We start from the raw sequence: 26,494 nt of genomic DNA, 5'->3' as shown, positions 1-26,494 counted from the left end.
CCGGGTTATCTCAGTTTGAGGGTGGACAGCGCCATAAGCGCCATGAGGATGGAGAGAATCCAGAATCGGACAATGATCTTGGATTCCGGAATACCTTTCAGTTCAAAATGATGGTGAAGCGGTGCCATCTTGAAAATCCGTTTTCCGCCGCTCAATTTGAAATATCCGACTTGGAGGATCACGGAGAGGGTTTCGAAGACAAAGACCCCGCCAACAATAGCGAGCAACAGCTCCTGTTTGGCAAGGACCGCCACGAAACCGAGAGCTCCCCCCAGAGACAGCGAACCGACATCACCCATGAAAACCTGGGCCGGGTGCGCGTTGAACCAGAGAAAACCGAGTCCGGCTCCGACCATAGCTCCGCAAAAGACAGTGACTTCTCCGATGCCCTGCACATTTTGCACGGCAAGATATTCGGCCATTTGAGCATGTCCCGAGACGTAGATGAAGATGGAGAAGCACGCCATGGCAACGACCATGGGACCAATGGCGAGACCATCCAGTCCGTCTGTCAGGTTGACAGCATTGCTCGCTCCAACCATGACGATCATGGCAAAGGGGAGGTAGAACCAGCCAAGGTCGGGGTTGAAATTTTTGAAGAACGGCACGGAAAGTTGGGTAGAGTAAGCCGGTTCCTGGATGAGCAGGGCTATAGCCGTGGCAGCAACGGCGCATTGGCAGAAGAATTTGGTCTTGGCCGACAGTCCGTCGTTGTGGCGTTTGACGACTTTGATATAATCATCGGCAAAGCCCACGGCACCGAATCCGGCAAAAACAAGCAGGGTGAGCCAGACATATGTATTGGTCAGGTCAGCCCATAGCAAGGTGGAAACAGCCACGGAAAAAAGGATCATGATCCCGCCCATGGTCGGAGTGCCTTGCTTGGCCTGATGTTGAGGTCCGTCTTCTTTGATATATTGGCCGCATTTGATGTGCTGGAGCCACCGAATCATGCCGGGACCGAAAAGGATGGAGATGATCAATGCCGTCAGAAGTGCCCACACCGACCGAAAGGTGATGTAGCGAAAGACATTCAGGACGCCGAGGTCCTGACTGAGCGGGACGAGTATATTGTAAATCATCGGGGTGTCTCCTCTGTTCCCGCTATGGTGTTCAGCCTTTTGCACAAGGCTCCGGCGAAAGTTTCCATTTTCAATGAGCGTGATCCCTTGACGAGCACGACAGCCTCGTCCAGCTCCAGATCGTTCCAGGCCTGTATGAATTCTTCTGGCGAGTGAACTTCAGAGAGGTGGATACTCCCGTTCAAGCCTCTCCTGACGTCCTCTTGCAGAGACCCTTTGTAGAAGAATGCCTTGGGAGCCATGTCCCGAACCAGTCGGCCAAGCTCCTCGTGCCGCATGGATGTTTCTTCACCCAGCTCCCGCATGTCACCCAACACCAGCACCAGAGGTCTGGCACCAGCCATTTTCGCAGCGGTTTTCAGAGAATGAGCCATGGAGAGCGGATTGGCATTGTAGCTGTCGTCGATAACCAGCACCGAGTCCGATCCTTTGCAGCAAAAACGCTGGCTGTCGGTCTTGAGCGTGGAAATTCCCTTGATAACATCTTCACGTGTCAGCCCTAATTGGTGGGCAGCCGCAGCCACGCAGGCCAGATTTTCGGCAAAATGGTCGCCACAGAAGGGAGCGGTTATTTCCCCATCCCCATCCGGGGTACGAAGTCTGAAACGCCCCCAACCATTGGCTTCGGCTGCAAGGAATGATGCGACGTAGTCGCATTCGGTCTTTTCGAAAGTGTCATTCCAGGCTGATTCGTGTGTCTGGTCATAGGGTAGGCCGGAAAATCCTACCGGATTGTCTACCAGTTCACGGGCTGCATCCCACAGCAGGGGGTAGTCCTGACTGATGACAGCTGTACCGGACTGGCGAAGGTATTTGAGCAAGGATGTTTTTGCCAGAGCTACACCTGTTTCATTCCCCAGGCCTTCCAGGTGTCCCGGACCGACATTGGTGATGACGGCCATGTCCGGGCTGGCAATGGGCGCGAGTTCTTCCATGTCCCCACGAACTGAAATTCCCAGTTCCATGATCCAGATATCTTGTGTGCAGTCCGCCTTGAGCATGGAGAGAGGGAGCCCTATCTGGTTATTGAAATTGCGGTAATTTTTGGCTGTCGTAAATTTTTCGGAAACCACTACAGAGAGCATTTCCTTGACCGTGGTTTTTCCGGCTGTTCCGGTGACGGCGACCAGTTTGGCACCACAGGTGTCGCGCCAACAGGCAGCAAGCCGTCCCAGTGCCGTGGTCGTGTTGCGGACCATGATCACGGGCACACCAAGATCAGCCAGCATGCGTGAGGCGACGATTCCGGCGGCTCCGCTCTTCGCGGCCTGGGCAGCGAATTCGTGACCATCGAACTTCTCACCATCAATGCAGAAGAAAAGGTCCCCCTTGCCAACGGTCCGACTATCCGTCTGAACCGAAGTAATGGCGATAGTTTCGTGGCCCTCTTCGGCCATGCTGCTCAAGCAGCGTTCCACGTCAGCCAGTGTCAGATTCACGCTGTGCGTTCTCCTATGGCCTTGAGAGCCGCTTCCTTGTCGGAAAAGTGGATGGTTTCGTCTTTGAGGATCTGGTAATCCTCATGCCCTTTGCCTGCGATAAGCAGGGCGTCACCTGGCTGCATCTGGGCCACGGCCATGGTGATGGCTGTTTGCCGGTCAGGGTGTTCGAGAGTCCGGGGCGACTTGGCCAATCCGGGACGGATGTCATCCATGATTGATTCAGGAATTTCACTCCGAGGATTGTCAGAGGTCAGCACGGCCACATCGGCATAGCGGGCCACGGATTGGCCCATGAGCGGGCGTTTTGTCTTGTCGCGATCTCCACCGCACCCAAAAACAGTGATCAACCTGGTGAAATCAAGATTCTTCAAGCTCCGTTGCACATTTTCCAACGCGTCCGGGGTGTGGGCATAATCCACAAAAATATCCAGCCCGGCATCATTGGCAACGCGTTCCAAACGACCGGGGACACCCTGAAAGTCTTTGAGCTTGCGCATGTCCTTGCAGGTCAGCCCGAGTTCCAGCCCCACAGCCTGTGCTGCCAGCAGATTCATGGCATTGAATGCGCCGATGAGGGGAGAGTCTATTTCCCAGCTTTTTCCTTTGTAAGCAGTCTCAATCTTCATGCCCTGTCCGGTGAGGGACAGAATTCGTCCTTGCACCATGGGCTTGTCACCCACTTCATGCCGGACGATACCGGTCTTGCCGATACCATAGCCGATGCCGCGCTCACTGGCGGCAAGGATGCGCCGTCCGTAGGGATCATTGTAGTTGAGGATATTGGTCTTTGACTCACGGGGATAGTGATTGAAAAGTCGTGACTTTGCCGCGAAATAGGTTTCCATGTCACCATGGTAATCAAGATGATCCTGCGTGACGTTGGTCAGAACTCCGGCATCGAAATCCAGTCCGGCCACCCGGTACTGGTCGAGAGCGTGGGAAGAGACTTCCATGACGGCGACGTCTACGTCCGCTTTCTTCATATTGTAGATAAGCTCATGAATCATCCAGCAATCCGGTGTTGTCAGCGGGGCATCCATCTGGAAACCGGGCCAGCGGTAGTTGACCGTGCCGAGAACACCGACTTTCAGTCCGGCAGAGGCCAGAAGATGTTCAATGATATACGTCGTCGTGGTTTTGCCGTTGGTCCCCGTAATACCGACCAGCTTGAGGTCCCGGTCAACCAGTTTGAAGTAGGCGCGGGCAAGTTCGCCCAGGGCCACGGCCGGGTTTTCGTGGTACACGGCCACAGCGCGTTTCTCCACGATGGGGGCGACCAGATCGCGGGCCGCTTCGGGTGCGACAATGTATTTCGCGCCGTTGTTCAGGGCGCTGGGGATGAAATCTATACCGCGCACATGTGTTCCCGGCATGGCGATGAAGCATTCACCTTCCTGAACTTTGCGCGAGTCCGTACGGACGAGCATGCCTTTTTCGGCTTTTTTGAGAAGAGTCTCGAATTCCATAACGCCTGCCTTTTTCTCGCTAGGAGAGCCGGAGAACAAAAACATCATTCGTTCCCTCCGTGTTTGATTCGTCTGGCCATGGCTGTCCTGCAGCCGGAGTTTGCCCTTTGACGGTCATCCCCTCACCCTTGAGCACCGGGACGATTCCCTTTCTGGCGAGCATCTCCAACGCACGGCGGACGGGCATTCCGATGATATCCGGAACCCGTTCGGTCATTGGGTGCGACTGTGGAGTTTCGACAGAGCCGTGGATGGGGTGTTCGACCAACACATCCATGGAAACATCTTCGGCCATGGCTGTGTTGAGAGTCTCGGAAAGCTTGCCGTAATAGGCGAGGGTACGCACGGTCACTTCCCGGCAAACCGGGGCGGCAACCATGGATCCATAGTTGGCTTTCTGAGGTTCATCGACCATGGTGATGACAAGTATTTCCGGGTTTTTGGCCGGAACGAGTGCCACGAACGAGGAAAGATACTGGTCGCCATAGCCGCCCTTGGCAGCTTTTTGGGCTGTGCCTGTCTTGCCTGCCATGGTGATTCCGGGAATACGCGCACTGCGGCCGGTGCCGTCCTCGTGCACCACTTCCTTCATCATGGACAGAACCATGTCAACTGTCTCAGGCTTGAAAATTCTGACTGAGGTATTGGGGCGGTGGGGAGCCGGTTCCTTGACGAGATTCAAGTCCTTGGTAATACCGTTATTTGCGAGGCAGAGATACGCCTTCGCCAATTGCATTGCTGTGGTGCCGATTCCCTGCCCAAAACTGATGGCGGCCAGATCCATGCTTGTCCATCTTTCCGGCGGCATCAGAATTCCGGCGGCTTCACCGGGGAGCCCAATGCCGACCTTTTCGCCAAATCCGAGTTTGGTCAGATAGGAATAATAGACTCCTGCCCCCAGATCCATACCGATCTTTGCGGACCCGATATTGGAAGAATAACGGAGTACCTTGTGGGCCGGAAGCCATTTTTTCGGGTGCGTGTCCCGGATGACCTTGCGGGCAACCTTCCAGCGTCCGTTCTCGCAGTCGATGAGCGTGTCAGGTTCGATAACCCCCTCTTCCAGGGCTGCGGCAAACAGGAACGGTTTCAAGGTCGAACCTGGCTCGTATATATCAGTAATGGGGCGCAATCGGCGGTGGGACGCCTTGGAGTGCGAAACTGCATTGGGATTGAAAAAAGGCTGGTTGGCCATAGCCAGAATGTCCCCGGAATCAACATCCACCACCATGACAATACCAGCGCGGGCATCGTATTTGGCAATTGTTTTGGCCAGCGACTGCTCGGCGGCGTGTTGGATGTGGGTATCAATGGTCAGGCGAACATCAAGTCCGTTGATATTCATTTCGCGCCCCAGATCGTCCAGGTAAAGGCGCTGCCCCTTGGCATCTCGCTGTACCACGAATTCGGCTTTGCCGGGTTTGAGGCGGTCATTGTAGACTCGTTCAATGCCCTCCAGCCCCTTGCCGTCAATGTTGACGAACCCGATGGTCTGTCCCGCCAGATGTCCGTTGGGGTAGATGCGGGAGTATTCGCTTACCAGTCGGACACCTTTGAGATCGGCCTGTTCGATACCGAGAGCTTCCCTGTCCGTGACCTGGCGTTTGATCCAGACAAATTTTTTACGAGATTTGAGGCGCTTGTAAATTTTGGAGCGGGACATGTTCAGAGATCGGGAAAGGGTATCGGCTGCGACGTCCACATTCTCTATCTCAAAAGGACGCACATAGACGGACTTTGCTTCCACGCTGGTGGCAAGCATCTGGCCGTTGCGGTCGAAGATACGGCCCCGCGCACCGTATTCAAATTCGGCGGCGTGGCTTTGCTTCGATGCTTTGCTGAGCAGGATGTCGCCCTCGTGGAGCTGCACCCAGCCTGTTCGGACCCAAAGAGAAGACAGCGCGAGTGTAAAGAGGACCATAACCAGTCCTATCTTCACCCTGCTGTGATCTTTGCGTCCCTGGCTTCCCTTTGCCATTTGGTCCCTGTTATCCCACTTAAGACGCTGATACTATCAGACGCCGTGTTACCGCGTGTCGGCTATGCGTCGTATTTGTCCCGGCGCTGCGACGCCCAGACCGAGTCGGCCTGCGAGTCGCTTGAGCTGGTATGGCGAAATCAGGTTGTTCCTCTCAACCGTGAGTTTTACCGCCAGATCCTCTTTCTGGCCCAGGCTCTTTTCCATCTTGCGCAGATCGTATGCCACGTCCATGCGTTCGATGTTTAACCACACTGCTCCCAATCCAAGGGTGAGAGCCGCACCCAGTAGGGTGAGGATCATCCACAGGAGCGTTTTATCGGCTTGGCTCATACTTCCTCTCCATCGGCGGTGAGCTTTTCGCAGACGCGGAGCTTGGCACTGCGGCTGCGTGAGTTCACTTGCATCTCTTCCTCGGACGGGATCAGCGGTTTTTTCGTCAAGACCTTTACTGCGGGAACTCCATCACATGTGCAGTGAAGTTGATGCGAAGGGCATTTGCACCCTTTTGCCGCGTCCCGAAAGGAGTGTTTCACAGCCCTGTCCTCCAGGGAATGAAATGAAATGATCGCCAATCTTGCGCCTGGATTCAGACGGTCGACTATGGTTTTAAGGTAGTACTCGAGTTCCTCAGTTTCCCTGTTGACTGCTATGCGCAGTCCCTGAAAGGTCCGGGTGGCCGGATGATTGCGCGCCGCATGCCGCATTTTCGGCGGGTAGGCAAGTCGCACTATTTCAGCCAGTTGAAGCGTCCTCGTTATCGCTTCTTTCTCCCGTGCTCTCAGTATTGCAGACGCGATTTTTCCGGCCAGAGGGTCCTCACCCCATGTTCGAATGATCCGCGCCAAATCTCCATGCTTGAGCGTGTTTACCAGGTCAGCGGCTGATTGACCGTGTTCCGGGTTCATACGCATGTCGAGCGGCCCGTCATTGATGAAGCTGAATCCTCGGTCCGCTTCATCGAGCTGCATGGATGAGACGCCGAGGTCCAGGACCGCGCCGTCGATTCCTTCCCAGCCGAGTTCATCCAGGGCTTCCTCAAATCGGGAAAAGGGCAGGTGGAACAGGTGTGTGCGGTCGGCGAATTCCTCAAGTCGCGCAGTCGCGTGTCCCAATGCCGTTTGATCCCTGTCGAGCCCCAAAAGCTCAGCCTTGCCATCTGCCGCCTGCATCAGCGCCAGACTGTGCCCGCCCATTCCCAAGGTTCCGTCCATGTAACGGCCGCCGGGGGTGGGTTTGAGCCACTCAATCACTTCATGTAAAAGAACGGTTGTGTGAATGGACGCCGGGTCCACTTTGCCCATACTCATCAGAAAGGCATGCTGACGTTGTTTTCCGCCAACTCTCCGGACACGTCATAGTCCTCGTCGAGCAAGCGTTCGTAACTATCCGCAGGCCAAATCTCAAAGCGACGACCGGCTCCCAGTATCACCACATCCTTGTCGAGCTTTCCGCTTTTGCGCAGGTGCGCGGGAATGGCTATGCGCCCCTGCTTGCCTACTGGCGTTTCGGTATACCCGGAGTAGAGGATGCGAATGGTATTCTGGAGCGCTCTGCTGGGCGTCTTGACCTTCTCCAATTCACTCTCCAGCAGGGTCCATTGTTCCGGGGTGATGCCGATGACGTGTTTGTCATAGATGGTCAGCACGATGATCGCTTCGGGAACCCCGGAGCGAATCATGTCCCTGAACTCGGGCGGCAAAACTATCCGCCCCTTGTCGTCCAGGCTTCTATGTGCGTGACCTCTGAATTTCATCATTTCCCCAGAGCAAAATCGTGCTCCACTGTTGTGGTCTGTTTGTTCCACTTTATGTCCCATTTCTGGGAATGTATGGCACTTCTTTACACGGGTGCTTGAAATTCGAGAGAAAGTCAACTGCTAATTATGAATTGGAACAGTAAAAAAACGTGAGGATCATTGCTTTTTTCTTCCCAGAAGCCTAAACTTTCGCCAAAATATTGTGAGTCGGGTTTGGGAAGGCCTTGTCATTTCAACATATAAATGTGAAAAATATTCAGAGGTTCAAGGCAGACGCCTTGATACGGGCAAACAGTACAATTCCATTAAAGGGGGAACCCGATGGACAGACACATAAAAATCATAGCGACTCTGGGGCCCGGAACGGAAAGTTACGAGGCTGTCAGGGAACTGGTGGAGTCCGGTGCCAAGATCTTTCGGCTCAATTTCTCACATGGCGGACGCGAATTTTTTGAAAAGATGGTTTCCATCATCCGTCGCCTGGAGGAAGAGACGGGGTTGACGCTCACTGTGTTGCAGGATCTTTCCGGGCCGAAAATCAGAACATGTGATGTCGGGCTTGGTGCCATCGAAGTCAATAAGGGGACAGAAGTCCTCCTCGGCACCACGGAGCAATACAAGGATGACGGAGAACCGTTCATCTGTCTGGACATCCCCGAGTTATTCGAGAGTCTCAAGGAAGGAGACCCGGTAGCTCTGGGAGATGGCGTTATCCGCTTCAAGGTGGTCAAGGTGGAGGAGAAACATCTGATTCGTCTCGTTGCCACCAATTCCGGTATTTGCCCGCCCAGGAAGGGAATCACATTCCCTGGCATGAAAACACCTCTGGCTCCATTGACCGAAAAGGACAAGGCTGATCTCGCCATCGGCATGGAGCTTGGTGTTGATGTGGTCGCCATGAGTTTTGTACAGAAGGGCGAGGATATCGGCAGCCTCCGTGCTGAGATGGTCCAGTACGGCAAGCAGCTTCCGATTATTGCCAAGTTGGAGCGGACGGCCGCTCTGGAATGCCTGGATGAGATTTTGGAGGAAGCGGACGGGATCATGGTTGCCAGGGGGGATCTTGGCCTCGAGTTGGACTTGGCGGAATTGCCGGCCGCACAAAAACGGATCATTCGAGCCTGCAATGCGCTCGGAAAGCCGGTCATTGTGGCGACTCAGATGCTGTTGTCCATGGTTAATTCACCCATGGCCACACGTGCTGAAACTACGGATGTGGCCAACGCCATTCTGGATGGTGCTGATTGCGTGATGCTTTCGGAAGAAACCGCAGTTGGACAGTATCCTTTCGAAGCGGTTCGATTTATGCGTAAGATTGCCTATGAGATAGAACGGTACATGTTTGAAGCCAATGTCGGGAATGTTGCGGTCGAAGGGGTCAGAGAACATCCTTCAACCTTTTTGGCCCATGCAGCCGCCATGTTGGCTGCCAAAACCGATGCCAAGGCCATTGTTTGCCATTCCACATCCGGGGCGACCACGCGGATACTTTCCTCATGTCGCCCGACACAGTCGATTTACGCGTTGAGTTCGGATTCCACTGTACGGCACTTCACAAATCTGTCATTGGGAGTTATCCCTGCCGTACCATTGGACGTTATAGATGATCATCAGGAACGGGCTGAGATCTTTGTGCGCCAGTCCCCGGATTTTGTGGAAGGTGATATTGTCATCCTGACAGCGGGGCAGCCGGAGAAGGGAAAGACCGTGACTCAGACCAATGTGGTCAAGCTGTATGAAAAGTTAGCCAAAGAAGTGAGTTGATGAGTCAGAAGCACGACATACCTGACGGATTGAACGAGGAATACTACCAGATCAGCAAGGATATCCTTGGCAGCTTCAATAAGTACCGTCCTCCGCTGAACATCTTCAGCTTCAAGGAAGACGTTGCCCGCATCATGCCGTATTTCAAGGTGGGCGGACGGCTGACCAATGAACAGGTAGAGGAATTGGCATCCATGACCGATCACGGGCTTATTTTTGTGTCCCGTGACGATCATCCTGTCTATGTCAAGCATATCAGTTATCAGCTTGATCTGGTTCTTGTGGACAGGAATCTCAAGGAAAAGGAGATAGCCGATATCTTTACCCAGGCGTTGACCAGACGGCTTGCCGAATTCTTTGATCAACCGGTTCCCGCTGTTTTTGAGAAGTTGTGGGTGGATTTGATGGTACTCACGGAATATCTCTATGACGACATCAGTCGAGCCAGGGCATTGGTCAGGCGGTTGCATACGGAACATTCTCTGGAGAACCACAGTTTGAATTGCGGTTTTCTCGGCATCGCCTTGTGGGCCAAGATCAAGGAGAAAGGGTTCCAGGATGCAGTCAAGCGCAAGACGTTTGATCGTATGGCAGCAGGATTGTTTCTGCATGATATGGGGATGGCCAAAGTCCCCGCTTTTATTCGTGACAAGGACAAGCCTCTGACCGGAGATGAGCGGACCAAGATCAATGCTCATACCAAAACCGGTTATGAAATGCTGACCAAACTCAATCTCAAATATGCTGAGGTGGAACAGTGCGTGACCGAGCACCATGAACGGGTCAACGGTTCCGGCTATCCTCTCAAGTCATCCAGTCAGGAATTTCCTGGAAGGTTGTGCGCCGTGGTTGATTCCTTTTGTGCCATGATTGCCAAACATCCCTATGCAGAGGCCAAGTCATTCGTGAAGGCTGCCGCCGAGCTTGCCAATGATGTCAGGTATGACAAGGAAATTACTTCCGCATTGCAGAATTTACTCTTGATCGACATGAAAATGAAGGTCTGAGTCTGTCCTTTCCTCTCACAAGCAAAAGCCCCGTTTCATATGAAGCGGGGCTTTTGCTTGTTGAGAGTCCTGAGCCTTAGAAAATCTGCACCATGTCTCTGGTCATTTCGCGATAGACATCGGTGACGTAGACCACGCCCATGACCCTATCCCCTTCGACAACCAGTGCCCAGTCCCGACGTGACTTGAGAAACGTGTCAAGGACCAAAAGTATGGGTTCATTGGGTTTGAGGATCGGGGGATTTTTTATCAGATAGTCGTCAAGCCTGAGTTGCGTGCAAATCAGGCATGCATTCGCGAATTGTTGATCCCAATCGACTTTGCCATCGGACTTGAGATTCTCGTCCTTGAGCACGGATTGCTTGACCGCTTTGAAAAGTTTCCAGAGGTTGATGGCCCCGACCAGCTTGCCGTTTTTATTCTTGACCACAACCACCTGGGAATCCGGGGTGTCAACCATGCTTTGTCGCATGACACGAATGGCTTCGGCCAGACTTGCATCGTCCTGTACGGTGGGGAACTCATCGCGCATCATGTCCCAGGCGCGCTTTCTCAGCATCATAGGCGAATATCTCCTTGGAATAGAGCCGTCTGAAAGTTGTGTTTTTCTTTTCAATTCTTCTTTAACTTCTCCGACTTTATTTGTCCACAGACAAGCGAAGGACGACAGGCTCGCATTTTCTGAACTGAAATTTTGGCGTCTTTGCGAGACGGAAGAATCGAATGATTGTGTACAGCAGCATAGTCTGCTTGTGGAGGAAATACCGAAAAGGAATTCATATGAAGCATGGTCTGTGCCCATTGAAGTGAAGCTTCATTCTTGTATGAACCCATGCCATGGCTTGACTTGCCGGGAAATGCGACTGAATGAGTAGGGTATGACAAAACAAATACTCATGTTGAACTTGATAGGCCTGTTGATATTCGGAGGGACCTCCTACGCCGGGACAGTGCTCCCTTTTAGTCCAGGTGAAAGGTTGACCTATGAAATCCATTGGACCTTCATCCATGCCGGTGATGCTGTTTTGGAAGTGCTCCCAGATACGGAAATGAACGGAGTGCCTGCCCGGCATTTTAAAGCAACTGCATCCACAGTGCCGTGGGTGGATTCCATTTACAAGGTTCGTGACACGATGGAGGCCTGGACGGATAAAGACGTCAACTATGCCCTGCGCTTCAAGAAAGATCAGAACGAGGGGACTTACCATAAAAAGGTGGATTTGATTTTTGACAAGGACAGGAATCAATCTCGGCGATATGTGAAAGGGCTCTTGCAGCATACTCTTGACCAACCGGCGCATGTCTTTGATCCCCTGTCGATTCTCTTCAGCTTTCGCAAGCGGATCCTCTACAAGACCATGCGCTTTGGCATGGATGTTTCAGATGGAAAGAAGACCGTAATGGGAGAAGCTTTTGTTCAGGGTGTTGAAAACGTGAAGACCCCTATGGGCATTATTCAGGCTTTCAAAGTCAATCTCGACGTGAAACATTTATCCGGGGTGTTTAAAAAAAGCCGTGATGCGGAATTGGTCGTCTGGTTTTCTGCTGACAGTCGACGTATTCCCGTCAAAGTTCGGTCTAAGGTCAAAGTCGGACACTTCACACTTGAGCTTGTGGATTATCGTCCTCCTTCAGAGGTGAAATGATTTTTAGGGTGCCCCTGTGGAAAAGGCAATCATCCCTTCTAGTTTACCTGTGAGTAATCTTGCCAGGGATAGATCTGAAATTGGTAAAAAGTTGAGAAACTGAAATTTATAAAAGGTTGTGACTTGTTCAATCTTGTCAGTAGGTTGTTGGCTACTGTATAGTAGACAATATTGTGACGGAAATCAAACCGTTAAGCATAATTGGCGAGGAGAATGTGAGCAAGCTTTTTGGTGACTATATAAGATCGAAGAGGGAGGCTCTGCGTGAAAATGACCCGGAATATTCAATAAGGAAAGTTGCTCAACGCATCGGCATTCACCATTCCTACCTGAGCAAGATCGAGCGCGGCGAACCGGCATCGTTGTCAGAAAAGAAGATGGTGGCTTTGGCAGAAGAATTGGGTGATAACCCGGAACTGTTGATGGCTATGTGTGGAAAAGTTTCTGAATCCGTAAGAAGGGCAGTTTTTCAGGACCCTGAGTGGGTCATTGAAATGCTGAATCAGATCAAGAATGGTCGGGAAGTAGCAGAAGACTGAGATACGGGTTTCTGTCTCCTGTCTTTCATTGCCCGGTCAGGACTTCACGGACACGAATCTTGTTGCTCCGTGGAAATTCCCGCTTCAAAAGTGTTTTGAGCAGTTTACGCAGTCCCTTGATGTCGGTTTCGAACGTGTGGCGTTCGAAACCTTTTTCCGTTATCAAATAACGGTCTTCCTCTGCATGAAAAATGACAACGGATCGGTCCCTCTTGAAGGTGAGCAGGTCAAGACTACTTCCTATGGGAAGTTGTTTGACTCTGGTGACTATGGAAGGAACGGCTCCGGCCTTGTCGATCATATCTTTTTGCGGTTTATATGGTTATCGGCATCACTGTGTCCGAGATCATAAAGCCGGATTTTTGTTGATCTGGGAAATTCCCTTTTCAGAAGGATTCCGAGGAGCTTCTTCATCCTGCCTAGGGAAGTGGAAAAGCGTTCATCGGCAAATCCTTTTTCCACCACTTCATATTCGTCATCCCCGGTGCGGGCGATGACGACGGAACGGTTGCGTTTATATGTGCGCAGGTCTATGGCATGTCCCACAGGAAGTTTTTTGAGCCTGTTTATGAGGGTGGGTATGGCTGTTGCCTTGTCAATCATGTATATAACCATAGACAGCCGCGTGAATCCATGTCAAACAGTCGCCTCATCAAATCCCGGAGAGCATCATGTCCATAGTGAAAGACAGCATCGTAGAGTGTGAGATTGAGTCCCTGGCCTACGGCGGTCGCGGCGTGGCCAAAGTGGACGGTATGGCCGTCTTTGTCGCTGGAGGATTGCCTGGCGACACCGTGTCTGCCCGAATTCTCAAGGCGAAGAAGCGGTTTGCCGAAGCAGTCGCCGAATCCATTGTCGAGCCGTCCAAGCTGAGGGTTGAGCCAGTCTGCCAGCACTTCGGTGTTTGTGGCGGGTGCGCCGTGCAGGATCTCGATTATGCTGAGCAACTGGCACAGAAAGGTGCTCAGGTTGCGAGTGCCTTAAGTCGCATCGGCGGCGTTGAGAATCTGAAAATGGATGCCCCTGTGCCGTCCCCGGATATCTGGCGCTATCGAAACAAGATGGAATTCGCTTTCGAGCACCGTGATGCCGAACTGCATCTGGGCTTGAGAGCCACCCTCCCCAGAGGGGAAAAAGGGCTTGGTCCTGTTATTGATATCGAAGAGTGCCATTTGTGCGCTTCGCGTGATGTGGCGATCATGCACAGTGTGCGGGATTTCTGCCGCGAATCCAATGTCGTTGCGTATCATCCCCAGACCGATACCGGTTTCTGGCGGCATCTTGTCTTGCGTCATACTTCCATCGGCCAGGTTCAGGTTCATCTGATTACGACTGCTGACGAGCGAAAGTACAATCTTCCGGAGGAACTGTCCGAAGTACTCATGGATAGATTCCCCGAGGTCGTCTCCTTTGTTCATTCCATTCGCAGAAAGCGGAGCACCATCGCCTTTGGCGAGGAGATCATCTACCGCTTGGGGCATAAGTTCGTGGAAGAGCATCTGCCCAAGGGAGATGGGAGTGTTCGATATCATCTCGCCCCGAATACTTTTTTTCAAACCAATAGTGGCGGCGCAAGCGAATTGTTTGCCACTATTTCCGAGTTCGGTGGTTTTACCGGACATGAAACCGTCCTTGACCTGTACTGTGGAGCCGGTGCCATCGGTATCTATCTTGCGAACGAGGTCGGTCGGGTCATCGGATACGAAGTCAATGAAGAGGCTATCGGCAAGGCATGGGCCAGCGCCAAGCTCAATCACATCAATAATTGTGAGTTCCATGCCGTGAGCTTGAATGGCGGTATCGAAAATGTCGATGCTCTGCCGACTCCTGACGTGATCGTTGTTGATCCGCCGAGGTCCGGTATGCAGGAGAAAACAGCGTATTCCATTCTGCGCCTGGCTCCGGCCAAGATTGTGGCTGTGGCTTGTGACCCCACAACATTGGCTCGTGATGTGAAACGGCTGTCCTCAAAGTACACCCTGACGCGTGCTCGTGCCGTTGACATGTTTCCACACACGCATCATGTTGAGACTGTCGCGCTTCTGGAACGCAAATAGGCCGCGTTCATACTTTCGGATATTTTCCAGCCCAGTTGCTGGAGGTGAAATCAGGTGGCCGGAAGAGGCCACCTGATTTCCTTTGCCTTTCCGTACCGTTTTCGGCACTCTTCACACCATGTCCATCATAATCAGAAAAAGTCTTCTGGAACTCATCTTTTCCGGTGCGTTCATGAAGCGGTGGAACGACAAGCTTCGGCCCATGGAGCTTGTAGAGGTAGACAAGCAGGCACACAAGATGATCGTGGCCTGGTTGCTTTTCCTGCTCAATTCGCGAGACCTTGATGTGGTACGGAAGCGCGCCCTTGGAGAGTCTCTCATCGAGGGTGGGCTGTTCGACTACCTCTACCGGCTGGTCATCACCGATATCAAGCCGCCGGTGTTCTACAAGATCAAGGAAAACCCTGATGACTACAGTACTCTGACCAATTGGGTTATCAAGCAGTTGCGCCCGCGCATCATGCCGCTGGGCGATGATTTCATGAATCGCATGACAGCGTATCTCATGCAGCCGGAAGATAAGGGGTTGGCTCGCAGGATACTTCATGCTGCCCACCTCTATGCCAGTTATTCGGAATTCAAGCTGCTCAAATCCATCAATCGTATGGATCATGAGTTGATCGAAATCGAAGAGAGTTTCATTGAGCGGCTCAATTCCATGCGAGATCTGGTAGGCGTCTCCGAACTGCTGGATGAGGATTCCAATGTGCTGGGTGGATTTGCCCGCATGTGTGGTCGGTTGCGTTTTCAGAAAAGGTGGTCCCAGACACCGCGTGTGCCGGAGACGTCGGTGCTTGGTCACATGTTCATTGTGGCAACGTATTCCTGGTTTTTCAGCATGGAAGTCGGTGCGTGTCGTGCACGCTGCCAGAATAATTTTTTTTCCGGTCTGTTTCACGATCTGCCGGAGTTGCTCACCCGCGATATCATTTCACCGGTCAAAGGGTCTTCGCAGGAGATAGGCGAACTGATCCATGAATATGAGATTCGAGAGTTGAATCGGGTGGTCCTCGCCCCTCTCAAGGAAGGAGGGTACGAAGATATCGCCAAGCGACTCGAGTATCTGCTGGGGCTGGAAGTAGGGAGCGAGTTCAAGGCCTCGGTGAACATGGATGGAACTATTGTCGAAGCAACGGAAGAGCAGATGGCCGGAGAGTATAATATCGATACCATCGATCCCAAAGATGGCCCTCTTCTGAAAGTGAGTGATTCTTTGGCGGCTTATATCGAGGCGCATACAGCGCTCAAAAACGGGATTTCTTCCGGTCAGTTGCATCACGCATTGTACCGTATCAGTAATCGGTACAATGAGACCCCGGTTATTGCCGGGGTGCAAGTCAGTGCCTTGCTGGCCGATTTCGATTAGATTTTTTTTCTGCCTTATGAGCGGGTGCTTCAACATCGAGTCCAGCCCGTAGAGTAAACCCGCTTCTCCATCGTGGCGGGATGGTTTTGTTTCTTGTGTCAGGCAAGGTATACAAACACATCTTGTTAAAGGTGACTACCGGGTGTATACGGAATTGAGATTAATCACACGAAGCCGTCGATCCGCACTGTTTGAGAAGCGAACCGGTTTGGCTGAGAAGCAGGGTGGATTCATATGCATATTTCCGAAGGGGTTCTGTCAGCGCCTGTTTTGCTGGGTGGTGCGGGATTGACTGTCATAGGCACTGCCATTGGTCTGCGAAAGCTCGACTATGACCATATCATAACGGTGTCGATACTGTCGGCAGCATTTTTTGTCGCTTCTCTCGTTCATGTCCCCATAGGTCCGGCAAATGCTCATCTCATTCTGGGTGGACTGCTCGGTGTTATTTTGGGGTGGGCTGCATTTCCTTCCATTCTGGTCGCGCTGTTATTGCAGGCCGTGCTCTTTCAGTACGGCGGGCTGACTGTCTTGGGGTTGAATACCTTTACCATGGCCGCACCGGCAGTGCTCTGCTCCATTCTCTTTCGTCCATTATTGACGAGAGGAAGCGGGAGTCGTTTTGCTGCGGCTTTTGCCTGTGGTTTCATCGCCATGCTCTTGAGCGCCCTCCTGACAGCCGGAGCTTTGGCTCTTTCGGGTGATGCGTTTGTTGGAGCGGCCAAGGTTCTCCTTGCAGCACATCTGCCGGTCATGTTTGTCGAAGGCGTTATTACTGGCTTTACTTACACATTCATTGCCAAGGTCAAGCCGGAAGCCTTGGCCGTAACATCGGGATTATAATCATGAGACAATTGATAATTGTGGTCTGCATTGCCATGGCGGCGACACTGTGCATGGCTGCTGTTTCGAGTGCGCACAAGGTTAATTTGTTCGCTTATGTGGATGGCGACTCCATTGCCACAGATAGTGGCTATAGTCGGAGCAAGCGGGTGCATAACGGGAGTATTGAAGTGTATGATGCGGCCTCTGGCAAACAGCTTTTGACCGGAAGAACCGATGATAACGGCAAGTTCGATTTCAAGATTCCGGAAGAAGCCAGGGCCAAGCGGATGGATCTTCGACTTGTCCTCAAGGCGGGAAGCGGGCATCAGGCCGAGTGGGTTATTCATTATGCCGAATACGGAGCAGGCCCGGTGCCTTTTATTCCCGAGGAAATCGGTATGGATGCTCAGATACCTGCTTCGGTTACGCCTGTTGCAGGGACTCTCGACACTGCTGCCGTTGAAGCAATCGTTCGCCGAGAGCTGGGACCGGTCAAACAAATGTTGGCTGAAATGCATGACTCCGGGCCGGGCATGACAGAAATTCTTGGCGGTATCGGATATATTATAGGGCTCTTTGGAATCGTCGCTTACATGAAGAGCAAACAATCGAATTAAATTCGACTTTTTTTGTCCATAATACATGAAAAGGGGTCACGCTGTGTTGTCGTGCCCCTTTTTTTATGGTAATTCCCCTCCAAAATAGATCGTTTTATAGTGATAATTTAATGAATTTAATAAAGATGTTGTGAAGGGGAGAGGTTCCCTTGGTGCAAACTTTCTGGATTTATGGGGTGGGTATCAAGCTTGTGATAGTGAGTACAATGCTTGTTCTTTTCCCTATCCTTTCGCTTGGTGCGGGGGGGGGAGTATGTTTTTCTCGGGGTTATTCTCATCAGTTTGGTACACTTGATTTGTATTGGCGTTGCTCTTTGGCGAAGCGCAAATGTGTTTGATGGGCCGAAAATTTGGGGAATTTTGGCCAAGCTGGTGGTGGTTCTCGGGGGCGTGCGCTCTTTTTTGAATTTGTGTGAAGCTGAGATCAACGCTCAATTTATTATAACATTGCGAGGGGAAGCATGCGGTTAACGACACGGAGTCGGTATGGGACACGGATGGCGGTCGATATCGCTCAACATTGCGATAATGGTCTGGTGCGCATTCAGGACATTGCCGAGCGACAGGGAGTCTCCATTAAGTACCTGGAGAAATTGATTCGTAAACTCAAAGATGCGGGATTTATCAAAAGCAAGCGTGGACCGCGGGGGGGGCATGCCCTGGCTCGGCCCGCATCGGAAATTCCCATGGGCGAAGTGGTGCGAGTCCTGGAAGGGGACGATTCTTTGGTAGAGTGCCGGAGCGGTCTTGACGGGTGTGACCGGATTGAGGTCTGCCTGACGCGACGTCTCTGGTGTGAAGCGGCCGAAGCGATGTATGAGCGGTTGAATAGCTTTACCCTCGCAGATATGCTTGCCGATGTGGAGCAATGTGCCCAGAGCGAATCACGCCCCATGCTTATGGATTGATCTTTCGGGGAATCGATTTCAGGCTCGAAAATTGGACAATCCCGTCAGTGTCTTTCGATCCTCATTCAGTGAGTCCGACAGGCATGGCAAGTGCTTGTTCAAGCGAGGGGAAGCGTGTACTCATGGGGTATAGAGACACCATACAGGGAGTTTTCCATGATCCTGAATCTTCGTGATCCGGTCAGCGGATTGACCCATCTTATCGGGGCCTTTCTGGCGGTATTGGCTACCGTGCTGCTTATCGTTCGTTCTGTGAATCCTGTCATGCCGTGGCATATTGTGACTTTTTCCATTTTTGGCGGCGGGATGATCTTGTTGTATACAGCGAGTACGCTGTATCATTGGCTCCCCGTTTCCGAGAAGGGAGTATTGTTTTTGCGACGTGTTGATCACTCCATGATCTTTTTCTACATTGCCGCTACCTATACCCCCATTTGTCTGATCCCCTTGCGTGGACCGTGGGGGTGGTCTCTCTTCGGGATTATCTGGGGGCTGGCGCTGGCTGGAATCATGATGAAAATATTCTGGCTTCAGGCACCGCGCCGACTGTCGACAGCTGTCTATCTCGCCATGGGATGGCTTGTCATTGTGGGGATTTACCCATTGGTTCAGGCCCTCTCTGCCGGGGCGCTGTTCTGGCTGGTAGCCGGTGGAGTTGTCTACTCGTTGGGGGCCATTATCTATGCGTTTAAGTGGCCAGATCCGATTCCGAGAATTCTTGGGTTTCACGAAATTTTTCATCTTTTTGTTCTTGGTGGCTCATTTTGTCACTTTGTGGTCATGTATTGGTATGTCTAGGGAAGGTTTCCCCGAGTAGCGGAAGGCTCGTTTGATCAGCATTTCGAGATCATGGGGGGCAATGCCTTTTTCGATCAGAACCATTTCCCCGGAATAGATAGTCGGGACTGTGTCTCCACGTCCTTCCTGGTCGAGGCGGATTCCTTCCGCCATGGCGACCCCGTTGTCGTCATTCATGCGCATGATGGTTACATCCAGGTCTCCCTTCATGAGTGCCTTCAACTCTGCGCTGCCTCCTCCCCATCCGTTGATCAGAACTTTGCCGCTTTGATGTCGTTGTTTTATGGCTTTGATTGCACCAAGGGCGATGTCGGTGGAGGTCGCGTAGATGAAGTCCACAGTCTGGTGGGACAGGATCTCCCTGGCTGCTTTGGCTGCATCGGCCACTGTACTGTCTGTATGGGCGGATTTGACCAGTTTTATCGATGTCCTTTCCATCAGGTTGCGGAAGGTGTCGCTGCGCATGGTGTTGACATACCCGGTCGGAAAATACAGCAATCCATATGTCCCTTTTCCGCCGGTTCTCATTGTAAAATAATCAGCAAGAAGACGGGCTCCGATGGTGTGGTCAAAAGCGACGTACATGAACGGTTGAAATCCTTCCCAATCCCTGAGCGGGGTTAGGATGTTTTGCAGGATTATCTTGGGACGTTTTCTTTTCAGAAGTCTCTCAACGAGAGTTTTGTGTCGGAAAATATCAAAGGTCAGAATAAGGTAATCCGGGTCATCTTCAAGGGCATTCTGAACCTGGCCGAATTGCGCCTTGTATTCGTTGGAAGTTTTTGAAGAATATTCAGTCACAGAGTGGTTGATGCCGATTTCATCCAGGCGTTCAATAAATGAGTGCAGGCTCCGTCGCCAATAGTCGGAAACCTGAATATCCGGATAGATGACAGCAATCTTGATTCTTTTCTTGTGGATTTTCCCCTGCTTGACTCCTGGTTGTGCGACAATTTGACTGAATGTCTGCATCAGGGAGTGCTGTTCCGGATGCAGGGCAACGAATTCATCCACGGTGATGAATGGGGGGGATTGGTGGAAAGCAGCAGCTTGTCCTCTCCATGATATCATGGTGCAGAGGAGCAGGAACGGGAAGAGGTGTCGTCGGTGCATCAGGATTCTCCAAGCTTCATGTCTTCTCTCATTCTCAGAAGATAAAAGGAATTTTGGTTCTTGGCAATTCCTGCCTTGAAAAGGATGAATTCGAGTTCTTTTGACGACAAAAGAAATGAGGCAGGCCTGTTCCGCTTATACACGGAACAGGCCTGCCTGTTTTGAGTCTTGACAACTCCGGTCAATCCGGAAGTGAGGAACCGTCGTCGGACCGCTCAGCAAAGGTGTCTGGTCTTAATCGTTTTGTTTGCTGATGGCGAGGCGAATGCAGAATGCTGCGCCTCCCCATGTAACACCCAGACCGACGACCATCATGATGATTGCGGATGTGGACATGGAAGTCTCCTATTTTTTGCCGATGAAGCCGGGTACTGCCTGCTTCCTGTTCAGGGCTAAGGACATGACAAACGCAATGGGCAGGATGGACCAGCCAAGGGCCAGAAGGTCTTTGGTGGCATACCCGCCATACGGAGTGCCGTAGTCGGTCACTATATTCATGATGAACGTGTAGCCGAGAACGGCGACGGTCACCAGTTTGAGGCAGAGCATCCATGCATTGCCCACCGTGAAATCGGAAGATGCATTGACATGGTTACGGATGTCCTCAAGCCCGACAATATAGCTCATCAGGACGATTTCCAACAAGGCCAGGCCCAGAATGCAGAGGTTGTTGATGAAGTGGTCAACAATATCGAGAATGAGCAGGCCGCCGCCAGTCGTGAAAATGACGGTCATGGCAAAGCCGAAGGAACAGACCAGCGTTGTGGTCTTTTTACGGCTCCAGCCGAATTTGTCGATAAAGGAAGAGCAGACGGCTTCCACAATGGAGATGTGGGAGCTGACGCCGGCCATGGTCAGGCAAACGAAGAACAAAGTGCCGAAGAATACGGGTGCGGGCATGGTGTTGATAGCTGCCGGAATGGTAATGAAGGCAAGACCGACACCGGCTCCGGCCACGTCATTGACAGCCTGTCCTGTGGCGTGGGCCATATTGCCGAGCACCGCGAAGATCATGATGCCTGCGAGCATGGAGAAACCACAGTTCATGAAGACGGTAATGGCTGCGTTGTTGTTGATATCCGCTTCCTTGGGCAGATAGCTGGAGTAGGCCAGCATGATGGCGAATCCGACCGACAGGGAGAAGAATATCTGGCCATAGGCATCGGCCCAGACAGAGAAGTCAGCCAGCTTGCTGAAATCGGGGTTGAAAAGATAGTCGAGACCAGTGGCTGCGCCGGGCAGGTTCACGACACGGAATATGAGCACCAGCACGAGGACGAAGAGCAATGGAATGAGCACCTTGCAGGCTCGTTCAATGCCTTTGCGTATACCGGAAGTACATGCAAGCCAGGTGATGGCCCAGGCCATGGTGCATGCCCCGAGGATAGGCCAGCGGATGCCGCCCAATTCCAGCGGAGAACCTGTCAGACCGAGATATTCACCGAAGAAAAATCCCTTGGGATCACTTCCCCATGCCTGGTTGACCGCAAAACCGGTGTAGTTGATGGTCCAGCCGATAACCGCCACATAATATATGGAAATGACCAGAGCCACCAGAACCTGCATCCAACCAAGCCATTCCCACTTGGTGCCGATTCGACTGAAAACTTTGGGCGCGGAGCCACGGAATTTGTGCCCCATGCCGAATTCAAGGATCATGAAGGGAATGCCTGCTGTGAGCAGGGCGAAAATGTAAGGAATGAGAAAAGCGCCTCCGCCATTTTCATAGGCCATGTATGGGAAACGCCAGATGTTTCCTAATCCGATGGCGGAGCCGACCGCTGCCAGCACAAAGCCGGCACGGGAACCCCATTGTTCACGTTGAGCCATTATCTATCACCTGTATGGTTTGAGATTCTCCCCGCCTTTGTCCGCGGGATGAAGAAGAGAGACACACGAGGGACCGCCTCGTTTGTCTGCAAGCGGAAAAGATACTCCTGTCTCGTACTTTGTACGAACTCCCTTTGTCTTTTCCGTTTTTTCTCCCCAAAAAACGGCCAATATCTAAGCAATATTCTGCGAAATGTCCAATTGAGATACCTTTGCACGAAAAGACACATCAATGCGCTTCTTATTCTCTTGTATTGTTGATTTTTTTAGTCAGGATAAAATGGCGTAACATTCATGCTCAGGCGTTCCCACGCATGAAATGGATTGATGCAAAAGCATGGAGGCACCCTGTTTCGATCGAAAAGTGAATGCAACTCAGGGTGATGGCAAGGCCAGAGAGCTGAGAGTCTCCACTCTCTTACCAGGGAAGAGGTGTTTTCGAGGAGGGTTAAAAGGTGATGATTGTGTATCCCTTTTCGGTATAAGCCGCCATGGAGGGGTGCCCTGACATGTCATCAAGCAGGACCAGCCCGGCTTCATTGACTGCATCAAGCACACCGAGTTTTGCCGAACATGCTTTGCAGACTCCGTCAATCAGGCCCGTTGTTTTGGCCTTATTATAGAGAGCATGGAAAGGACAGCTCACTTTTTCCAGTTCAGGGACCAGAGTGACCGCAGCCCCCTCAAGGACGATAGCGACATCCTTCCCCCGTTCCTGCATATCCAGCCCATTGAGCAGAACATGGACAAAGCACATCAAGTCTCCATTGAACGCATAGAGGCAATACATGGTTCTCTCCAATCTGTGTTTTTATTGCAGTCGGCACAATGCCGTATTGCTTTTGGCAAGGATATCCGGTTGACCGCGATGCGCAATATTCAGACTTCCCCGGTGGGGTTTCGTGATTCCTAGTGTAAAGGAACGCCCAGCAGTTTCCACCAGAGCAGATCAAGGGGGAAGATGATCAGAAGAGTGAAGAGGAAAATGCTGAGGGTGACCTTGGCCATGGTTCGGTAGGTGATGCCGCCATAATGCATGGTCACGATGAGGGGAGGGGCTTGGTATGGGAGAAGAAAGGATGAAAAGGCAGGGACGAGTAGCATTAGGAGAGATTTCAAAGGCAGCCCGCTGGCCTGTGCGATACCGTCTGCCAATGGGACGAAGACGGATGGAATGCTTGGCATCAGGGTCATGAGTCCTGTTCCCATGAACATGGTCAGAATCACCGGGACTGATTTGGCCGGTCCTGCTCCGTCAAGCGGGACAATGTGCAGGAGGCTGGTGGAAGCAAAGGCTCCAAGCCCGGAAACCTCAATTATTTCTCCCACGCCGATAGCGCAGGCAACGAAAAGCAGAGTGTCAAACTTGACGCCCGAGAACAGTTCCGTGCCGAACCATTTGGGCAGGAGGAGGAAGATCAATGCCGCACCAAGGCTGATCCAGCCCGGTGAAATACCATGGATAGAGTCGAGCATCCAGAGAATCAGGGCGGCAGCCAGAACAACAAGGGCAATTCGTTCAGCCGGTTGCCACGCTTGGGGGGGGCGTTCCTGCCCCTGCGCTGTCAATGTGGCCGGGAAAGCCTTGAGTATGAACAGCCACAGAAGAAGAGCCTTGCCCGCGCCCAGAATCGGGAAATGTAAAAGGAAATAATCCATGTAGCCGATGGTGATGCCGTAGATGGTTTCGGCAGAGCCGGCCATGATGATATTGGGGAGGTTGGACGGCAGGATGGTGAAGCCCGGATAATAGGTGCCGAGAACACCAGCCAGCATGATCCCGATGAATCCGGTATCCTCTTTTTTGAATCCGTAATTGTGGGCTACAGCTTCAAGCATAGGCAGGAGGATAATGATCCTCCCCAGTGCAGAGGGGACCACGAAGGCGAAGAGGACCGCGGCCATGACCACGCGAGCCAAGACCGAAGCATATGAACCTGTGCCTTTCCCCTGAAATATGTAAGCGAGCCGATCGCTCAAGCCGGAAACCTTGATCGCTTTCCCTATGATCAGACCCGAGAAGATCAACCAGAAAGCAGGGGAGGAAAAGCCCCCGAAGATAGAGCGAGGTTCAATGACATGGCCCACTGCGAGAAACAGGAAGAAGAGCATGGCTGCCGTTCCTTCTGCCGTCAGTCGGAACCCCCAGCAGCAGATCAACAAAGTCACTGCGATGCCCGTCAATTGGACTTGAGACCCGGCTGTTCTGGTCGCGTACCCGGCCAGGATTCCCAGACAAAGTGTCAACAATGCAAAAATCGCGGGCCGGGAGATATTTCGTAACATGGCACATCCTGCTGGAGTCGGGCATAAGTGGTTTTCTTACCATGTTTTGTCCTTTTCAAAGGAAAGAGTCAAACAAAGCCGGACGCAGGTTGGAAAATGATTGGTGCAGGGAAAAGTAGTGCCAGACTCATCGCCCAGTGTCGCCTACGGAGTGAAGTCTCGGTAATTCACTTGGCAAATAAACAGGAAGAGAGACTCAATACATGGAGTCCCTCTTCCCGATTTTTCAAGGAAAGTTGACGCCATTGAAAAAAAGTGACCTCAGGTGATCACCTGAAGTCACTTGATTTTCGTGGTCGGGGCAGAGAGATTTGAACTCCCGGCATCCTGCTCCCAAAGCAGGCGCGCTACCAGACTGCGCCATGCCCCGACTGTTTCGCACCCTTGTTTTCCAGTGAACTGGAGAAGCCCGTATTCTGGTGGGCGGGTGACTCTGACGGTCCCAGCCAAAAGCTGATATTCCGTCGAAGGGAGTGAATACCTACTGAAAAAGAATCCCCTTGGCAAGTCCGAACATCATAAATTTATACCATGGATCTTTTTACCGCACTGAGAGCACGTCCCATGCTCCAGTTCTGTCAGGGCCACACCGAAGCCTGAGCGGGTGATCACCCGATGACCGCAACCGGGGCAGTGCGTGTGCTGCCTGTCGAGACCCGGCATATTGCCGATATAGATATATTTGAGCCCTTTTTGACAACCAATTTCATAGGCCATGTCCAGGCTGTCGCGAGATGTTGCCGGTGTTCGGCCCATCTTATAATCCGGGTGAAACCGTGATATATGCCAGGGTGTTTCCGGTCCCAATTCCGAAACAAGAAAGTCCGTCAGGGCATTGAGTTCGTGGGCTGAATCATTTTTTCCGGGGATAAGCAGTGTGGTGACTTCCAACCACCATTTCAATTCGTTCTTGATATACCGAAGATTTTCAAGAACCGGAGCCAGGGCCGCGCCGGAAAGATCCTGATAAAAATCTTCTGTAAAACATTTGAGGTCCACGTTGATGGCATCTATATCAGGGCCGAGCGCATCAAGACATTTGCGACTCATGTATCCATTTGAAACCATAACGTTTTTTAATTTATTATTTCTAGCAAGCTGGGCAGTATCGTGCATCAATTCGAAAAATACGGTTGGCTCAGTATAGGTGTAGGCAATGGATGATGCATTGAGGCGGAGAGCTTCCCTGACCAGCATCTCGGGACTCCTTGGCTGACCTTCAAGAGTTCCATCAACTCGTGGAGGTTGGGAAATGGACCAGTTCTGGCAGAATGAGCAGCTTAGATTGCACCCCATGGTTGCAAAGGAATAGGTTTGTGTACCCGGCTGGAAATGATAGAGCGGTTTTTTTTCGATCGGGTCAAGATTCACCGCCGCGACTCTTCCATAATTCAAGGTGTAGAGAGTGCCGTCAATGTTTTCCCGAACTCCACATCGACCGCGCATGTCTGGTTTGATGAGACAAAAATGATTGCAGAGTTGACACTGGACAAGGGGCTTTCGAAGTGGTTTCCACAGCCGGGCTTCATGCATGGAGGCATTTCCCTCATTTCCCTGATCAATGGGGTTATTGTGTCGTCGTTGTTGTCTGCGTGTCGGTGGCATTGTCATAGGTGGTCGTTGTGGTGGTGCCGTCCGTGGGCCACTTGGTTTCCGGGTTGACTGTGATAATTATCTTGTCATACCAGTCCACAGGCTCTTTCTTGGGTCGTGCCTTGGTCTTGATGGTGGTGCTACCTGTTTCATCCTTGCCGAATTTGGTTGTGCTGGTATCTTCGGCCTGATCGGTGCCGAAGACATTGTCCTGCCGATTGGCGGCAGTATCTTCATTCTTGAATTTTGATTCGGCAGAGGCAAGGGAGAACGTCAAAATAATAACAGTAACAACCGTAATATATATCTTGTTAAGATGACGCATGCTTACCTCCTGAGTACTCACTTTTTCTCGTGTTTGCCTTAAAATAGGCGGCTCTTGTGAAAATGACAATGCAAATGATGCGCCGTACAAGTC

The 26,494-nt window shown here is 51.9% G+C and carries 27 protein-coding genes and 1 tRNA gene; 10 read left to right on the top strand and 18 right to left on the bottom strand.

Going from position 1 to position 26,494, the window contains the following annotated elements; translation table 11 throughout:
- Nucleotides 1-5 precede the first annotated feature (5 nt).
- From mraY to BN4_RS07980, 7 genes are read right to left on the bottom strand one after another with little or no spacing between them, the layout of a single operon-like run.
- Nucleotides 6-1,082 carry a phospho-N-acetylmuramoyl-pentapeptide-transferase gene (gene mraY, locus BN4_RS08010; RefSeq protein WP_015414876.1) on the bottom strand — a complete coding sequence of 359 codons (1,077 nt, stop codon included), beginning with the start codon at nucleotides 1,080-1,082 and terminating at the stop codon, nucleotides 6-8.
- A complete protein-coding gene (locus BN4_RS08005; RefSeq protein WP_015414875.1) occupies nucleotides 1,079-2,521 on the bottom strand; it encodes a UDP-N-acetylmuramoyl-tripeptide--D-alanyl-D-alanine ligase in 1,443 nt (480 codons plus the stop codon). Before BN4_RS08005 ends, mraY begins: the two co-directional genes overlap by 4 nt.
- Entirely contained in the window at nucleotides 2,518-4,035 is a 1,518-nt protein-coding gene (locus BN4_RS08000; protein WP_015414874.1) for a UDP-N-acetylmuramoyl-L-alanyl-D-glutamate--2,6-diaminopimelate ligase, read from the bottom strand. Before BN4_RS08000 ends, BN4_RS08005 begins: the two co-directional genes overlap by 4 nt.
- The gene (locus BN4_RS07995) at nucleotides 4,010-5,968 is read right to left on the bottom strand and encodes a penicillin-binding transpeptidase domain-containing protein (protein WP_015414873.1); all 1,959 of its coding nucleotides are present in this window, start codon (nucleotides 5,966-5,968) and stop codon (nucleotides 4,010-4,012) included. Before BN4_RS07995 ends, BN4_RS08000 begins: the two co-directional genes overlap by 26 nt.
- A gap of 48 nt (nucleotides 5,969-6,016) precedes the next feature.
- The gene (locus BN4_RS07990) at nucleotides 6,017-6,301 is read right to left on the bottom strand and encodes a hypothetical protein (RefSeq protein ID WP_015414872.1); all 285 of its coding nucleotides are present in this window, start codon (nucleotides 6,299-6,301) and stop codon (nucleotides 6,017-6,019) included.
- On the bottom strand, nucleotides 6,298-7,278 hold the full coding sequence (gene rsmH, locus BN4_RS07985) for a 16S rRNA (cytosine(1402)-N(4))-methyltransferase RsmH (protein WP_015414871.1): 981 nt from the start codon (nucleotides 7,276-7,278) through the stop codon (nucleotides 6,298-6,300). Before rsmH ends, BN4_RS07990 begins: the two co-directional genes overlap by 4 nt.
- Nucleotides 7,278-7,724, bottom strand: a complete 447-nt coding sequence (locus BN4_RS07980) for a division/cell wall cluster transcriptional repressor MraZ (protein WP_041720220.1) — start codon at nucleotides 7,722-7,724, stop codon at nucleotides 7,278-7,280. The genes rsmH and BN4_RS07980 overlap by 1 nt, the downstream gene beginning before the upstream one ends.
- 324 nt (nucleotides 7,725-8,048) lie before the next feature.
- Here BN4_RS07980 and pyk point away from each other — a divergent pair, with 324 nt between their 5' ends.
- Both pyk and BN4_RS07970 read left to right on the top strand, forming a co-directional pair.
- Complete coding sequence (gene pyk, locus BN4_RS07975; protein WP_015414869.1) at nucleotides 8,049-9,491, top strand: pyruvate kinase; 1,443 nt, start codon at nucleotides 8,049-8,051, stop codon at nucleotides 9,489-9,491.
- Nucleotides 9,491-10,498 (top strand): HD-GYP domain-containing protein, encoded by a 1,008-nt coding sequence (locus BN4_RS07970; RefSeq protein WP_015414868.1) that lies wholly within the window; start codon nucleotides 9,491-9,493, stop codon nucleotides 10,496-10,498. Before pyk ends, BN4_RS07970 begins: the two co-directional genes overlap by 1 nt.
- 76 nt (nucleotides 10,499-10,574) lie before the next feature.
- Here the strand turns inward: BN4_RS07970 and BN4_RS07965 are convergent, their stop codons facing one another.
- Nucleotides 10,575-11,060, bottom strand: a complete 486-nt coding sequence (locus BN4_RS07965; RefSeq protein WP_015414867.1) for a CBS domain-containing protein — start codon at nucleotides 11,058-11,060, stop codon at nucleotides 10,575-10,577.
- A 316-nt stretch (nucleotides 11,061-11,376) separates the two neighbouring features.
- Between BN4_RS07965 and BN4_RS07955 the strand changes: the two genes are divergently transcribed.
- Nucleotides 11,377-12,144 (top strand): DUF3108 domain-containing protein, encoded by a 768-nt coding sequence (locus BN4_RS07955; RefSeq protein WP_015414866.1) that lies wholly within the window; start codon nucleotides 11,377-11,379, stop codon nucleotides 12,142-12,144.
- A 173-nt stretch (nucleotides 12,145-12,317) separates the two neighbouring features.
- A complete protein-coding gene (locus BN4_RS07950) occupies nucleotides 12,318-12,683 on the top strand; it encodes a helix-turn-helix domain-containing protein (protein WP_015414865.1) in 366 nt (121 codons plus the stop codon).
- A gap of 25 nt (nucleotides 12,684-12,708) precedes the next feature.
- Here BN4_RS07950 and BN4_RS07945 read toward each other — a convergent pair whose 3' ends face one another.
- Nucleotides 12,709-12,984, bottom strand: a complete 276-nt coding sequence (locus tag BN4_RS07945) for a hypothetical protein (protein WP_015414864.1) — start codon at nucleotides 12,982-12,984, stop codon at nucleotides 12,709-12,711.
- On the bottom strand, nucleotides 12,981-13,286 hold the full coding sequence (locus BN4_RS07940) for a hypothetical protein (protein ID WP_041720832.1): 306 nt from the start codon (nucleotides 13,284-13,286) through the stop codon (nucleotides 12,981-12,983). The genes BN4_RS07945 and BN4_RS07940 overlap by 4 nt, the downstream gene beginning before the upstream one ends.
- A gap of 68 nt (nucleotides 13,287-13,354) precedes the next feature.
- Here BN4_RS07940 and rlmD point away from each other — a divergent pair, with 68 nt between their 5' ends.
- From rlmD to trhA, 6 genes are all read left to right on the top strand, one after another.
- Nucleotides 13,355-14,740: a 23S rRNA (uracil(1939)-C(5))-methyltransferase RlmD gene (rlmD, locus tag BN4_RS07935; RefSeq protein WP_015414862.1), complete on the top strand. Its 1,386-nt coding sequence runs from the start codon at nucleotides 13,355-13,357 to the stop codon at nucleotides 14,738-14,740.
- A gap of 118 nt (nucleotides 14,741-14,858) precedes the next feature.
- Nucleotides 14,859-16,106 (top strand): HD domain-containing protein, encoded by a 1,248-nt coding sequence (locus BN4_RS07930; RefSeq protein ID WP_015414861.1) that lies wholly within the window; start codon nucleotides 14,859-14,861, stop codon nucleotides 16,104-16,106.
- 234 nt (nucleotides 16,107-16,340) lie between these two features.
- Nucleotides 16,341-16,949, top strand: coding sequence for a cobalt transporter CbiM (gene cbiM / locus BN4_RS07925; protein WP_015414860.1), 609 nt, complete (start codon nucleotides 16,341-16,343; stop codon nucleotides 16,947-16,949).
- A 2-nt stretch (nucleotides 16,950-16,951) separates the two neighbouring features.
- Nucleotides 16,952-17,548 (top strand): hypothetical protein, encoded by a 597-nt coding sequence (locus BN4_RS07920; RefSeq protein ID WP_015414859.1) that lies wholly within the window; start codon nucleotides 16,952-16,954, stop codon nucleotides 17,546-17,548.
- 461 nt (nucleotides 17,549-18,009) lie between these two features.
- A complete protein-coding gene (locus BN4_RS07910; RefSeq protein ID WP_015414857.1) occupies nucleotides 18,010-18,456 on the top strand; it encodes an RrF2 family transcriptional regulator in 447 nt (148 codons plus the stop codon).
- A 156-nt stretch (nucleotides 18,457-18,612) separates the two neighbouring features.
- Nucleotides 18,613-19,254, top strand: coding sequence for a PAQR family membrane homeostasis protein TrhA (gene trhA, locus BN4_RS07905; protein ID WP_015414856.1), 642 nt, complete (start codon nucleotides 18,613-18,615; stop codon nucleotides 19,252-19,254).
- Here the strand turns inward: trhA and BN4_RS07900 are convergent.
- The 8 genes from BN4_RS07900 to BN4_RS07860 form a co-directional block, all read right to left on the bottom strand.
- A complete protein-coding gene (locus BN4_RS07900; RefSeq protein WP_015414855.1) occupies nucleotides 19,216-20,367 on the bottom strand; it encodes a substrate-binding domain-containing protein in 1,152 nt (383 codons plus the stop codon). The two genes, trhA and BN4_RS07900, sit on opposite strands and share 39 nt — an antisense overlap.
- A gap of 234 nt (nucleotides 20,368-20,601) precedes the next feature.
- The gene (locus tag BN4_RS17730; protein WP_157871312.1) at nucleotides 20,602-20,703 is read right to left on the bottom strand and encodes a methionine/alanine import family NSS transporter small subunit; all 102 of its coding nucleotides are present in this window, start codon (nucleotides 20,701-20,703) and stop codon (nucleotides 20,602-20,604) included.
- Nucleotides 20,704-20,712: 9 nt separating this feature from the next.
- On the bottom strand, nucleotides 20,713-22,197 hold the full coding sequence (locus BN4_RS07890; protein WP_015414854.1) for a sodium-dependent transporter: 1,485 nt from the start codon (nucleotides 22,195-22,197) through the stop codon (nucleotides 20,713-20,715).
- Nucleotides 22,198-22,645: 448 nt separating this feature from the next.
- A complete protein-coding gene (locus tag BN4_RS07880) occupies nucleotides 22,646-22,987 on the bottom strand; it encodes a DsrE family protein (protein ID WP_015414853.1) in 342 nt (113 codons plus the stop codon).
- A gap of 119 nt (nucleotides 22,988-23,106) precedes the next feature.
- Nucleotides 23,107-24,483 (bottom strand): SLC13 family permease, encoded by a 1,377-nt coding sequence (locus BN4_RS07875; RefSeq protein WP_015414852.1) that lies wholly within the window; start codon nucleotides 24,481-24,483, stop codon nucleotides 23,107-23,109.
- A gap of 293 nt (nucleotides 24,484-24,776) precedes the next feature.
- Nucleotides 24,777-24,853: transfer RNA gene (locus BN4_RS07870), tRNA-Pro, on the bottom strand.
- Between the two features lie 146 nt (nucleotides 24,854-24,999).
- The gene (gene amrS / locus BN4_RS07865; protein ID WP_015414851.1) at nucleotides 25,000-26,016 is read right to left on the bottom strand and encodes an AmmeMemoRadiSam system radical SAM enzyme; all 1,017 of its coding nucleotides are present in this window, start codon (nucleotides 26,014-26,016) and stop codon (nucleotides 25,000-25,002) included.
- A gap of 34 nt (nucleotides 26,017-26,050) precedes the next feature.
- Nucleotides 26,051-26,401: a hypothetical protein gene (locus BN4_RS07860; RefSeq protein WP_015414850.1), complete on the bottom strand. Its 351-nt coding sequence runs from the start codon at nucleotides 26,399-26,401 to the stop codon at nucleotides 26,051-26,053.
- Nucleotides 26,402-26,494: the final 93 nt, after the last annotated feature.

Origin of the sequence: Pseudodesulfovibrio piezophilus C1TLV30 (assembly GCF_000341895.1) — a bacterium.
GTDB classification, from domain to species: domain Bacteria; phylum Desulfobacterota; class Desulfovibrionia; order Desulfovibrionales; family Desulfovibrionaceae; genus Pseudodesulfovibrio; species Pseudodesulfovibrio piezophilus.
The sequence above is the reverse complement of the archived record's forward strand: the minus strand, read 5'-3'. Positions and strand labels throughout refer to the sequence as shown.